The organism is Planococcus lenghuensis (genome assembly GCF_001999905.1).
GTDB classification, from domain to species: domain Bacteria; phylum Bacillota; class Bacilli; order Bacillales_A; family Planococcaceae; genus Indiicoccus; species Indiicoccus lenghuensis.
Window position 1 is genome coordinate 3,165,591 of the sequence record NZ_CP019640.1, and the last position, 13,293, is coordinate 3,178,883.

Below are 13,293 nucleotides of genomic sequence, written 5' to 3' on the forward strand. Positions count from 1 at the left end.
CTCTCTCCTTTCAGATCAAAAGAATCCAGCCGGATCTGTGCTATAGCTGACGAGCATATTTTTCGTCTGCTGGTAATGATCCAACATCATTTTATGGTTCTCACGGCCGATGCCGGATTTTTTATAACCGCCAAACGCCGCGTGTGCCGGATACTGATGGTAGCAGTTCGTCCATACACGGCCGGCTTCAATGCCGCGGCCGAAGCGGAACGCCGTGTTCATGTCGCGGGTCCAGATACCGGCGCCGAGTCCGTACAGTGTATCATTGGCGATTTCCATCGCTTCTTCTTTCGTCTTGAACGTCGTAACGGATACGACCGGTCCGAAGATCTCTTCCTGGAAGATGCGCATCTTGTTATCGCCTTTGAATACAGTCGGTTTTACGTAATATCCTTCGCGGAGGTCGCCTTCCAGCACGTTCCGTTCGCCGCCGATAAGCACTTCCGCACCTTCCTGCTTACCGATATCAATATACGAGAGGATCTTCTCGAGCTGTTCACTCGATGCCTGCGCACCCATCATCGTATTCGGATCGAGCGGATCCCCAATTTTAATGGCTTCAATCCGCTTCAGTGCCCGTTCCATGAATTCATCGTAAATGTCCTCGTGAATCAAGGCACGGGATGGACATGTACATACTTCCCCTTGGTTCAGGGCGAACATGACAAAGCCTTCGATCGCTTTATCCAGGAATGAATCGTCTTCATCCATTACGTCCTTAAAGAAGATGTTCGGTGATTTCCCGCCGAGTTCCAGTGTCACTGGGATCAGGTTCTGGGAAGCATACTGCATGATGAGACGCCCGGTTGTCGTCTCACCTGTAAATGCGACTTTACTGATGCGCGGATTGGACGCGAGCGGCTTGCCGGCTTCCAGACCAAAACCGTTCACGATATTCAACACACCCGGCGGCAAGAGATCTTCAACAAGCTCCGCCCATACCATAATACTCGCCGGCGTCTGTTCGGCTGGTTTTAAGACAACACAATTCCCTGCAGCAAGCGCAGGTGCCAGTTTCCAAGTGGCCATGAGAATCGGGAAGTTCCAAGGAATGATCTGTCCGACAACACCGAGCGGTTCGTGGAAATGATAAGCCACTGTATCCTTATCGATTTCACCGATCGATCCTTCCTGCGCCCGGATGACTCCTGCAAAATAGCGGAAATGATCGATTGCGAGCGGCAGGTCGGCATTCAGTGTTTCACGCACCGCTTTCCCGTTATCCCAGGTTTCGGCGACAGCCAGTTTTTCCAGGTTCTGTTCCATGCGGTCTGCGATTCTCAAAAGAATATTCGACCGTTCCGTCACCGATGTCTTGCCCCATGTCTTAAACGCGGCATGGGCCGCATCGATCGCCGCTTCGATATCTTCCGCTGTCGAACGGGCAATTTCGGTAAATGGCTTGCCGGTCACAGGTGACACATTATCAAAGTACTGGCCTTTCGCAGGTGCACGCCATTCGCCGCCGATAAAGTTCTCGTAGCGATCCTTGAAAATGATTTTCGTTCCTTCTGAATTCGGTATTGCGTATACCATTCCTTCATTCCTCCCTTTGTGATAAATGAATTACAGGCACATGTATGCGCTTACATACAGGCTTCCTCTCTATATTGTCAAAAAAATCGTAACTTTACAACTACTAATCTTCCTATTTTCGGGTTATTTTTTATTTCAGTCCTTTAAGGGTATACTCAAACTATGACCAACCGCAGGAAAGGACGACATTATGCGAATCAATAAATACTTAAGTGAGACCGGCATCACTTCCCGGCGCGGAGCTGATAAATTCATCCAGGACGGCCGGGTTACAATCAACGGAATCCCAGCGGAGCTCGGCAGTAAAGTGGAGGATGGAGATTTGGTGCACGTCGACGGCCAGCCGGTCCATCTTCCGGAAGAAGAGTATGTGTATATCAAGCTCAATAAACCGGTCGGTATTACGAGTACGACCGAGCGGCACATTGAAGGCAATATCATCGATTTCGTCAATCATCCGCTCCGGGTTTTCCACGTGGGCCGGCTCGACAAGGAATCCGAAGGCCTGATTTTATTGACGAATGACGGGGATATCGTCAATGAGATTTTACGAGTGGAAAACGGCCATGAAAAAGAGTATATCGTGACGGTGGATAAGCCAGTCACCGATGCGTTTCTCCAAAAAATGGCGGCAGGAGTTGAAATCCTGGATACGAAAACACTGCCTGCAAAAACCGAACGGGTCGGGAAGCATAAGTTCCGGATTATTTTGAAACAGGGGCTGAACCGCCAGATCCGCCGGATGTGTGCCGCTCTTGGATATGAAGTACGGGCACTCCGCAGAATGCGCATTATGAATATTCATCTCGGTGACCTGAAAACCGGGGAATGGCGTGAACTCACCAACCAGGAACGACGTGAACTTTTCAAGGAATTGAAGTATGAACCAAAACGCTAAGGAGGAATGCATGTGCTGACCATTACAGCAACACCGAACCAGGCAGGAGTAAAAATAAGCGGCGATTATTTTGATCTCGATGAGCTGAACATGGCCATCTACCGGGTGATCGGCGAAGAAGGGAAGTATTATGATTATCAGGGTGCCCGCATGCGGATTCTGGGAATGTGCTATGAAATCAGGCATGCGGCACAAGGCGACCGCAATATCGAGTCGGTCTTTAATGGGCTGCATGAACATACGAAAGTGCAGCACGGGTTCATCGCCCCCGCTAAAAATATCTATTTTTCGGCGGAGGTGCTATGGCCGGAAGTATTATTCGCCGTACTGGCGCTGAAGGACTTTGCGGTCCTTTATGCAAAAGAACAGGGTCACACCGACTGGGACCTGAACCTGCCAGTCATCGCAAAATTCCAGTCACTTGTGTTGGACTGCCTGCAGGGCCATGTGCCGGACGAGGTATTCAGTACGGTACGGGAAGCATTCTCCGGCCCTTCCTCGGTTGAGGAATACGCCATTCAGTATATCGATATGCTGAACCTGCAAATAATCGACATGGAAAAAGCGGACCGGGAAAAAATTCTGCCGGCAATTGCCGTAAAAGTCGCCCGGCAAGATAAGGATTACCAGGCATTCCGCAGTGAAGTTCTTCGGGCAGCCGGTCCCGGCAAACAGTCGATCCATGAAATCCGCATTGGCCGGGAATACCCTGAAAACATCAATTGGTGATCAGCCGTCACCGGTTCCAGGAAGCATGAAAGGCATGGCCGGATGAATTTATCCGGTCATGCCTTTACTTCTCTGTCGGTATGCGGAAATCTAAATGTTAACGGCCGATTTGAACAGCAAGCAAGTCGGTGTCTTCCTGTGCCAGCAGATCATGAAGTTCACCAGGTTCCAACAGCAGCAGTTTTCCGGCTGTCAGTTCCACTGTTTCTCCTCCCACAGTAAAAGTCACTGCCCCCCGCCGCACGACAATCAATACATCGGCATCGGATTTATGTTCAGGAATGGACTCACCGGCTTTCAATTGAATGTTCAGTACATTGGTTTTTGCAAATTCCAAAACGGTGCTTGTATGCTTCGGCAATTCATCCAAATAAGATGGAGTCTCGATCACTTTCATGCAGTTCACTTCCTTCTGATGGAATTGGTGCCGCTATTGAATAGTATTTCTTGCCAGCCGCCTACTCTAAACATAGGAGCTGTTGCCCGGAGAGAAAAGACAACCCCATCATCAGCGGCTGATGATGGGGTCTTGTTTATCTTTCAGGCTCTGCCGGTTCTGATACTTCATCCAATGCAATATCCGCATTACTGTACGTCTTATCTTTTACTGCAATGTCACCCAGCGCTACAATACCGATCACTTTTTCGTTCTCTACGATTGGCAAGCGGCGAATTTGATGGTCAGCCATTTTTTCCGCCGCATCTTCAGTGCTCATATCAGGAGACCCGGTGACCATCTCAGCAGACAGAATTTCCGAGACCGGGCGATCCAGTGATTTTTTTTCGGCAATGCCGCGGATCACGATATCCCGGTCCGTGATAATACCGATCAATTTATCATTATCCGTTACTGGAATGGATCCGACATCCAAGTCCTTCATTTGTGCCGCAACTTCCTGCAGTGACGTTTGAGGCGAACAAGTTTCCACATTTCTGGTCATGACTTCTGTGACTTTCATGGATTTGCCTCCTTCAGAATTGAACTTAGTATCCTTTTGCCTTTACAGCCCGAACAAAACATTTTTTTGCGAAAAATAAAAAAATGGTTCCAGTTGACTAGCTGGAACCATTTTCCGTCTGATCGTATTGCCTTACTTAACCATTTGAATGAATTGCTTTGTCCGCTCGTTCTTCGGATTTTCGAAGAATGTCACCGGATCGGAAGATTCAATGATCGTCCCTTTATCGAGCATGATGACGCGATCCGCGACTTCTCTCGCGAATGTCATCTCATGCGTTACAACTACCATGGTCATACCTTCCTGTGCAAGCTGTTTCATAACCTGCAGCACTTCCCCGACAAGCTCAGGGTCAAGGGCCGATGTCGGTTCATCAAACAGCAGTACTTTCGGCTCCATTGCCAGCGCCCGGGCGATTGCCACCCGCTGCTTCTGTCCGCCGGATAGCTTGCTCGGATACACGTCTGCCTTATCGGCCAGTCCGACTTTATCCAGCAGTTCCCGGCCCTTTTTCTCCGCGACTTCCTTCTTTTCCTTTTTCACGATGATCGGCGCTTCCATCACATTCTCCAGCACTGTCTTATGCGGAAAGAGATTGAAGTGCTGGAAAACCATGCCGACTTCCGCTCGGATCTCAGAAAGATTGTCTTTTTTCGGATTCACGGACTTCCCGTCGATTGTGATCTTGCCGCTGTTGATCATCTCCAGAAAATTAAAGCACCGGAGCAATGTACTTTTTCCTGATCCACTGACGCCGACTAGGACGACCACTTCCTGGGGCTGGACATGAAGATCGATGCCCTTCAGCACTTCCAGGTCGCCAAAAGACTTATGGATGTCTTCTCCAATAATCATGTTTATTCCCCCTTACGCTTTGTCCACATCAAGCCTGTTTTCATACCATCTGAGAAGGGCGCTGAAAATCAGGACGAGAACTAAATAATACGCGCCGACTACAATGTACGTCTCAAATTGCTTAAATGATGCGGCAGCTTCCCGTGTCGCGATTGCAAACAGCTCGGAAACACCGATCAGGTAAACGAGTGAAGAATCCTTCAGTGTAATGATGAACTGATTGCCAAGCGGCGGAATCGAGCGGCGGAGCGCCTGCGGGAAGACAATTCGGCGCATGGTCTGCGTGCCTGTCATCCCAAGGGCCCGGCTCGCTTCCGTCTGGCCATAGTCGATGCCTTGGATTGCTCCGCGGAAAATTTCGGCGATATATGCTCCGTTATGGACACCAAGCGCAATCGCCCCCGCCCAGAAAGCATCGAGGACAACGATCTCCGTAATGCCGAAATACAGGAACATAATCTGTACGATCAATGGCGTTCCCCGGATGACGGTGATATAAAAGTTTGCAATGGCTTGAAAAATCTTTGATTTTGAAATTTTCATTAAAGCAAAGACGAGCCCGAGCAGCGTCCCAAGAACGACGGAAACAGCTGTAAGTTCAAGCGTTATAACTACCGCTTTCAGAAACCCGGGCCACGTAGTAAGAAAAATGTCAAAAATCGTTTGGATACTTTCCATCAGGCTTCCCCTCTTTCAGCTTATCGCAGGATTTCGACGCCTTCAGTTTCTGTTTCAAGAAGGTTTCGGCCGAACCATTCTTCAGAAATCTCGGCATATGTGCCATCTTCGATGATTGCATCGAGCGCGCGATTAACTTCTTCGAGAAGCGCTTCGTCTTCCTGACGGACCGCTACTGCCGCTTCTTCAATCCAGAGGTTATTCCCAACATCTTTGATCTCGAGTCCCGCATCCATTGCTTCATACCCGACGATGTCAGCTGTGATAACGGCATCAAGTCTGCCAGTCGTGAGATCCTGCAACGCAGTTACGTCACTGTTGTAGTACTGGATATCTTCTGTATATTGCTGTGCCGCTTCATCGTAAGTCGACTGGGCAACAACACCGATCGTCGTTCCTTCAAGATCTTCAGGTCCTGCGATTTCCGAATTATCGGCAGCTACGAAAATTTTCCCGCCGGACAGGTAATACGGATCCGAGAATGCGACCGTTTCAGCGCGTTCGTCCGTAATGGCCATCGAACCGACAACCGCATCGAATTTTTCACCCATCAGCGCTTGAATAATCGTTTCCCATGGCGTTGTCACCGGGTTCGGCTCCAATCCCATTTCTTCAGCCAGCGCTTTACTGATCGCGATGTCAAATCCGGTCAATTCGCCATCTTCCGTGAAGTTAAATGGCTTGTATAAGCCGCTTGAAGCTGTCGTGAACTGACCTGGATTAACCAAGTTCAGATCAGCTGCCGCGACTTCTTCCCCTTCGACTGCTTCGGTTTCTTCGGTCTCTTCAACGCCTTCAATTTCTTCGACTTCTTCAATCGCTTCTTCTTCTGTCCCCGCTTCTTCTTCACCGCATGCGCCTAAAATCATACTTGCTGTAACTAACATGCCTAACACAGGATACGTCTTTTTCATCTTTGTTCGCCCCTCTTCCAGTTTTATGCATCGCAAACCGCCGGAGCGATTTGTGCGTGCCGAAGATTAAGTATTCCTGATCCTCAACAGGATCAATGGTAAACATTCTTTCTTAAGTACATGGCTTCTGTCCGGTCATAATTCAGCTTTACTTTATCATGTTCTTTCACGGAGAGGAACCGCATGATGGAGGTGAGAAGAGCGCTGGCTGCTGTATACGAATCAATGCCGAGATCCGAATTCATCGGAACTTCCAGTACAATATCCGCGTACTTCACAGCAGGCGCCGATACGGAATCCGTAATCACAATGACGCTGGCTCCCTGCTCCTTGGCTGTGTTCAGCGTCTCGGTCACTACCTTTTCATAGCGCGGAAAGGCGAAAGCAATCACTGTACTGGCTATACCCAGTTTTGAAAGCTGCAAATAGTACTGCCCGTCTCCGTATATGAGCATCTCGGTGTGATCTAGCGTATGATTCAGCCACGTCGTGAAAGAATACGCCATTCCATAATCAAATGTATTGCCGGTAACATAGATCTGCTCCGCCTGGCTGATCAGATCCACAGCCTGCAGCAGCTGCTCTTCATCCAGTGACTGTTTCAGCTGCTGAAGGTTACTGATATCTGAATTGAGCAGATTTTTCAGGAGGGATTGCCCCTCCGTCTGCGGCGACACATCCGTAGTCAGCTGCTCCAGCCGTTCTTGTGCCAACTTCTGCTGCACAATTTGCTGAAATTCGGCATATCCCTTATAGCCGAGTTTCTGCGCCCAGCGAATCACAGTGGATTCACTTACATTCACATTGCGACCAACTTCCAATGCAGATGAAAAAGCAAGAAAGATTGGTTGCTCAATGAACAGATCAGCGACTTTTTTTTGCCCCGTACTAAAATTCTTATAAGAATTTGCGATGTTTCGCAGTATTTCCTGCAAATTTTCCACCTCCATTGCAAGAAACCGCTCAAAATCCTGTTTTTATTATACATCCATGCAGGAAAACCTGCAACATTTACCTGAAAATTTAACTTTTATCCGCGCGTTCAAGTCACCAGATTCCCCCTTGCCGGCATCATGGATTTTTGAAGCTAAAAGCACCAAAAAAGCTTTCCGGCTGCTGTCAGCCGGAAAGCTTTTTGCACATTAGCTGTCGATCAGACTGACAGCCACTTTTACATCCAATGTCTGGTTGCCGCCCCGGTACACGCCCTGCACCGGACTTACGTCGTTATAATCCCGTCCGACGCATACGCGGATGTGATTTTCGAGCGCTTCCACGTTATTTGTGGGATCAAGGCCGACCCAGCCGATCCCAGGCACCATGAATTCAACCCAGGCATGACTCGCTGCATCCCCGACAAGCGCTGAATTCTCTCCGACATATAAGTAGCCGCTGACATAGCGGGCAGGAATCATCTTACTGCGGAGAATTCCCAGCATCACGTGCGTGATGTCCTGGCACACTCCTTTGCGCAGATTGAAGGATTCCTGTGCCGGTGTTGATACATTTGTGGATACTTCGTCGTATGAGAAACGGTCGTGCACCAAATCCATTACATTCAGTGCATACTGGACCGGATTCGTCATTTGGCCGAGTTCTTCATCCACTTCTTTGATCTGGTCCGGCGTCAAATACGTATAGGATGTATTGCTCAGATAGGCGAAATAATGCTCTCTGAATAACTGGGAGTGGAAGATCGCATTCATTTCCGGTGAGTAATCGATCCGGCGGACAAACGGGCTCCGCTGAATGCTGACGATGGACGTCGTCTTCACTTCCAGGTGCTGATGGTGTTCAGCGATATAGAATGTTTCAACACTATTGCCCCAGATGTCCGTGTACTCTTTCGTAAGCGTGGCGGGCTTTATATCCGCCCGGTACGACAGCAGCCGCTGCACTTCATCCGTCCGCGGCTTCAAGCGGATCGTGTTCATGCTCTGATCCACGATCGTTTCATAATCGAAAACATTCGTATGTTCGATCTGGTACTTCATCGTCGCGTGTTCGCGGAATTGCGTGATCGGCACAAAGCCACTCGCTTGACTCTGGAATGCCGGCTCACTCAAATAATACGTTTTCGAGAAAAGCTGGCCGATCTGGTTGCAGTCATTCTGGAACCCGTTCAGGAAGTTCATCATTTCCCCGGAATCCATTTTTTCCACGTTCAAATTCTTCAGCACTTCAAGCAAGCGGTCAAGCGCGGCGAACAGATCCTGCGAGTAATGCATGATCTTCCCGTTTTCGATTTCCGATACTGAATCCCGGACATGTTCCATGCAATAGCGGATGGAACGTGGAAATGTAGGATCCGATACCAGGAAATCCAGAACCGGTTTCGGATCAAGTTTCGGCGGGTGATTTTTCAGATATGCCTCATAGCCATTGCTCATCCGAAGTGCGGCCCGCCAGTAATAATAGTCCTCCACGCCCGCTTCCAGCTGCCGTTCCCGTGTATGTTCGCACACCACATTCAGGATGCGGGCTGTTTTTTCTGCCCGTTCCAGCCATTTGCCGATTTTGATGATCTGGTAAGGCATGGCGCGCGACATGGCCGATTCGATGATCCCCTGCGACAGTAGGGAAGTCTCTCTCACCTTCTCAAGAAAAGCGCGCATTTCCCGGACGGACGCGCTCGCCAGTTTCCGCTCTTTCAACTCCAGGTGACTGGAATTCCAAGCCTGCCAATAATCTTCCGGAATAAGATCGCGGCTTGTGCGCGCATTTTCACGCGTATATCCGACACAATTCATTACGGAATTGGGATTATCTTTTGATAGGGCAAGGAACCGGGCAAACCGGTCTTCGTCTTTCGAAGTAGCCGTCAGCTCCTCCAGTTCTTCAGTGGAAGCGCAAATTTCGAAAATCAGCCGCCAGTCCCGTTCCCAGCTCAATTCTTCTTCTGATGTCTCAATTTGCTGCAGCAATTGCACGTCCAGAATACGCGCGTTATTCTCTGCCCGTTCTGCATTTCGGGACATCCAATACAGCGAGTTCGCTACGCGACTCAGCATTAGTCATCCCTCCTTTCCTGTTTAAACACCCATGTATCCTTGCTGCCGCCGCCCTGTGAGGAATTGACGACGAGCGATCCTTTTTTAAGCGCTACGCGTGACAGTCCGCCCGGCAGCACATGGGATTTCTTGCCCCGCATCACAAAGACGCGAAGGTCCACGTGAGCCGGGTAAAATTCTTCCCCTTGATAAGCAGGCGCTCTTGACAGCTTCAGTGTCGGCTGCGCAATGTACTGGTTCGGCTGCTCGATGATTTTTTGTCGGAACGTTTCAATCAGCTCTTTTGAGGCATGCGGGCCGATCAGCATATCATATCCTCCGGAGGCACCTACATTTTTCACGACCAATTCCTCCAGGTGTTCCAGTACGTATTCCCGTTCATCTTCGCGGTCAAGCATATACGTCTTGACGTTGGCGATGATCGGTTCTTCCTTCAGATAATAGCGGATCATTTCCGGAACGTAAGCATAAATCGCTTTATCATCCGCGACTCCGTTCCCGACTCCATTCAAAATGGCGACATTCCCCTGCCTGTAGGCGCCCATCAGACCGGCGACGCCAAGTTCGGAATCTTCCCGAAACGCTTCAGGATCCAGGAAATCATCATCAATTCTGCGGTAAATGATATCCACTCGCTTCAGACCTCGGGTTGATTTCATATAGACAACGTTATCTTTAACGATCAAATCCCGTCCTTCGACCAGTTGCATCCCCATCTGCTGGGCAAGAAAGACGTGATCATAGTAAGCGGAATTATAAGTCCCCGGCGTCAGAAGGACTGCGAACGGCTTTTTGTTTTTTCCGCCGGGCGCTGTTGCCGGCGCGTGATCAAGCACCGCTTCGTGCAGGTAAGAAAGCTGATGTTCAAGCGTCTGGATCCTGTATTTGCCGAACAGTTCCGGATAGATCTGCCGCATCACATATCGGTTCTGGTATACATAGGACATACCGGAAGGGTTGCGGAGATTGTCTTCCAGCACATGATATTTACCGTGCTCATCCCGGATTAAATCCACACCGGCCAAGAAAATATGATTATTGAGCGGGATATCAATCCCTTGAACCTGCTTGGCGTAGTAATACGGATTGTTCTCGATCAGATGCCGGGGAATCACGCCATCATTCAGAATCTGCTGCTCTTTATAAACATCATCCAGGAATAGATTCAGCGCCTCCACCCGCTGCACCATTCCCTTTTCAATGATTTCCCACTCTTCCGGCGGAATAATAATCGGCACGAAGTCAAATGGCATTGTCCGTTCCGTGCTGCCGCTTTCCTCATTGTATACAGTGAATGTAATTCCTTGTCTTAAAAAAGACAGCTGCGCAGTGATATGCTTTTCCCTCAGTTCCTCCTCGGAAAACTGCTCCAGCAAATCACGGAATTTCCGGTAATGCCGTTTAGGTGTTCCATCTGCATCGAACATTTCATCAAAAAACGGTTCAATCGAATATGAATCGAACATAAACATTCCCCTTTCGTAAAATTCTGAAAAACGTATGTAATAAAAAAGCTAAGGTCCGTCGCTACGGACAATAGCTTTCCTGCAAACTATTCCGTTATTTCTTTTCTTCTGAACTATTGAATGAAGTTGTATGCGGAGGCTCGAAATGGTTCACATTGCTTTCAGTGGAATCGGGTTTCACGGTTGTACCGTCCTGCCGTTCTGCTGTGCCTTCCCCTACACCCGTCGGCGCATTGCTCACTGAAGTGCCTGCCGGTACGCCAGCCGCTTTGCTGTTCGTAGTGCCTGTCCCTGGCGCTCCTCCGGGGGTCGGCGTGCCGGTTGGTGCACTGCCGGATATTCCTGTTGTGCCAGTTGAATTCGTCGTCTGCTGCTGTTTTTCGATGGCTTCCTTCGCTTTGTCGAGCGCCTTGCTCACTTGCGGCATCGCCTTATCAACCATGCCGCCGGACTTTTTGTTCAGTGTATCAAGCCCTTTTTGCAGCGTGTCTTTCATGTTGCCCTGCCCGGCGCTTCCTGTGCTGCTTGACGTTGAGCCCGTCTTCTTCTTCTTCGACGCCATTGAACCGATCAGTGCGCCCGCTCCAAGCAGTGCCAATTTGCCGAATTTGCCTCCAGATCTTCTTTTGGCCACCATAACCCTCTCCTTTTCTAATAAAAAGCATTATTAATCTATTATAGACTAAATACTCAGTATTTAAACATATCGAAGGTGAATGGACAGTTTATTATTCAAAATTGAAAGTTTCTGCACACCTGGTACATCGGCAATTTCACTCGTAACTTTTCTTATTCTCATTTTTTTCCGGGATAGTAAAAAAGAATGAGGATTCCTGCATCGCCTGCCGGATTCCTCATTCCTGCTGTGTCAGTTTCCCTTCTTCTTTCAGTACTTCCATAAAAGCTGCCACCACTTCAGGGTCATACATAATCCCACTGAGTCGCTGGATCTCATCGACAGCCGTCATGACAGAAAATGCTTTCCGGTATGCCCGGTCTTCGGTCATTGCATCAAACGTATCGCATACCCCGATGATCTTAGCTTCCGTCAGAATCTCTTCACCCTTCAGTCTGAATGGATACCCGGAACCATTCACCCGCTCATGATGCTGTTCGATAATCGGAGCAATATGGGCATAAGCCGTCTTCCGGACCATGTCCGCCCCGTCCACCGGATGCTTTTTCAGCCCGTCGAACTCTTCATCCGTCAGCTTCCCTACTTTATTCAATACTTCTTCAGGGACGTTGATCTTGCCGATATCGTGGAGGACAGCAGCGATCATAAGATTTCGAATTTTCTCTTTATTATGTTGCATTTTAGTTGCAGTTTTTACTGCATAATTAGCCACACGAGTACTGTGATTAAATGTATAACGATCTTTCTGCTCGACCTGTTCACCGACTTTTCGCAGTTCAGCCATCTCTTTGCTTACGAGATGGAAAAGCGGCGTTGATGTAACGACGAGTACACTAACTTCTGTTTTCACTTGAAATTGCACAATCTCAGATAACCCTTGTGCACTGAAAAAGTCCCCAGCATTCAATTCAATAGTTTCTCCGTCTACAACCCCTTGAATAACTCCACTGATAATATAATAAAACTCGACTGAGTCAAGATCATCGCCAGGAAACAGAGCTAACTGTTTTCCTTCAGCTGACGTTAGTTTCGTCACTTCTATTCCATCTCCATGGCCTAATAATGACACAGACGCAGCACCTTGCTTTACTGTCTCGAGATAGGAATTTTTTAAAAAAGAAAAGCCCTTCAAGAGCTACACCCCTTACAGAAAAATTAACGAAAATTCCTCTAAAGAATATATTACTCTATCGGGCTTTTCTTCTCAATACAGTTTTACCAGCCAATCGGAATAAGTGGCGCACTTACCGGTCCGCTTGTTGCAGGTGCTGCCATTGCAGACGTGCCGAACAAGCCCATAACTACAGTTGATAGAACAAGAACTTTTAAAGTCTTTTTAATCATAGCAATCTCTCCTATCCTATTAGGTGTGAAACATTTCCAGTATAATTGAATCATTTTAAAAGAACAATAGTTTTCAAAAAATTCGTTTTTACTTATTTTATATTTCGTAATTTTAAATAATTAACCAATACTTTAGATATAAAATTACTACCACATCAACGTTCATCAAACTTATTTGAATATACCTCTAGGTCTGTAGACTTTAGGTTTTTAAACTATATTAATGGGCTTATTGCCATAACTCCTTCTCTTCATATATAGAAAAC

General features: G+C 48.2%; 14 protein-coding genes. 2 read left to right on the top strand and 12 right to left on the bottom strand.

Going from position 1 to position 13,293, the window contains the following annotated elements; all coding sequences use genetic code 11:
- Positions 1-15: 15 nt before the first annotated feature.
- On the bottom strand, positions 16-1,536 hold the full coding sequence (gene adh, locus B0X71_RS16050) for an aldehyde dehydrogenase (protein WP_077590368.1): 1,521 nt from the start codon (positions 1,534-1,536) through the stop codon (positions 16-18).
- 190 nt (positions 1,537-1,726) lie between these two features.
- Between adh and B0X71_RS16055 the strand changes: the two genes are divergently transcribed.
- Positions 1,727-2,434, top strand: a complete 708-nt coding sequence (locus B0X71_RS16055; RefSeq protein WP_077590369.1) for a pseudouridine synthase — start codon at positions 1,727-1,729, stop codon at positions 2,432-2,434.
- Between the two features lie 6 nt (positions 2,435-2,440).
- Entirely contained in the window at positions 2,441-3,163 is a 723-nt protein-coding gene (locus B0X71_RS16060) for a DUF6904 family protein (RefSeq protein ID WP_232336718.1), read from the top strand.
- A 97-nt stretch (positions 3,164-3,260) separates the two neighbouring features.
- Here B0X71_RS16060 and B0X71_RS16065 read toward each other — a convergent pair whose 3' ends face one another.
- From B0X71_RS16065 to B0X71_RS21605, 11 genes are all read right to left on the bottom strand, one after another.
- Positions 3,261-3,560, bottom strand: a complete 300-nt coding sequence (locus B0X71_RS16065) for a cupin domain-containing protein (RefSeq protein ID WP_077590371.1) — start codon at positions 3,558-3,560, stop codon at positions 3,261-3,263.
- Between the two features lie 136 nt (positions 3,561-3,696).
- Positions 3,697-4,122 (bottom strand): CBS domain-containing protein, encoded by a 426-nt coding sequence (locus B0X71_RS16070; protein WP_077590372.1) that lies wholly within the window; start codon positions 4,120-4,122, stop codon positions 3,697-3,699.
- Positions 4,123-4,254: 132 nt separating this feature from the next.
- On the bottom strand, positions 4,255-4,977 hold the full coding sequence (locus B0X71_RS16075) for an amino acid ABC transporter ATP-binding protein (RefSeq protein ID WP_077590373.1): 723 nt from the start codon (positions 4,975-4,977) through the stop codon (positions 4,255-4,257).
- Between the two features lie 12 nt (positions 4,978-4,989).
- The gene (locus B0X71_RS16080; RefSeq protein WP_198038635.1) at positions 4,990-5,655 is read right to left on the bottom strand and encodes an amino acid ABC transporter permease; all 666 of its coding nucleotides are present in this window, start codon (positions 5,653-5,655) and stop codon (positions 4,990-4,992) included.
- Between the two features lie 20 nt (positions 5,656-5,675).
- Entirely contained in the window at positions 5,676-6,569 is an 894-nt protein-coding gene (locus B0X71_RS16085; RefSeq protein ID WP_077590375.1) for a transporter substrate-binding domain-containing protein, read from the bottom strand.
- 92 nt (positions 6,570-6,661) lie between these two features.
- Positions 6,662-7,504, bottom strand: coding sequence for a MurR/RpiR family transcriptional regulator (locus tag B0X71_RS16090; RefSeq protein WP_077590376.1), 843 nt, complete (start codon positions 7,502-7,504; stop codon positions 6,662-6,664).
- 207 nt (positions 7,505-7,711) lie between these two features.
- A complete protein-coding gene (locus tag B0X71_RS16095) occupies positions 7,712-9,580 on the bottom strand; it encodes an alpha-E domain-containing protein (RefSeq protein WP_077590377.1) in 1,869 nt (622 codons plus the stop codon).
- A complete protein-coding gene (locus B0X71_RS16100) occupies positions 9,580-11,046 on the bottom strand; it encodes a circularly permuted type 2 ATP-grasp protein (protein ID WP_077590378.1) in 1,467 nt (488 codons plus the stop codon). Before B0X71_RS16100 ends, B0X71_RS16095 begins: the two co-directional genes overlap by 1 nt.
- Positions 11,047-11,140: 94 nt before the next feature.
- Complete coding sequence (locus tag B0X71_RS16105) at positions 11,141-11,680, bottom strand: hypothetical protein (protein ID WP_156889894.1); 540 nt, start codon at positions 11,678-11,680, stop codon at positions 11,141-11,143.
- Between the two features lie 220 nt (positions 11,681-11,900).
- The gene (locus B0X71_RS16110) at positions 11,901-12,719 is read right to left on the bottom strand and encodes an HD domain-containing phosphohydrolase (RefSeq protein ID WP_232336719.1); all 819 of its coding nucleotides are present in this window, start codon (positions 12,717-12,719) and stop codon (positions 11,901-11,903) included.
- A gap of 179 nt (positions 12,720-12,898) precedes the next feature.
- Positions 12,899-13,027 (bottom strand): hypothetical protein, encoded by a 129-nt coding sequence (locus tag B0X71_RS21605; protein WP_269750084.1) that lies wholly within the window; start codon positions 13,025-13,027, stop codon positions 12,899-12,901.
- Positions 13,028-13,293 lie beyond the last annotated feature (266 nt).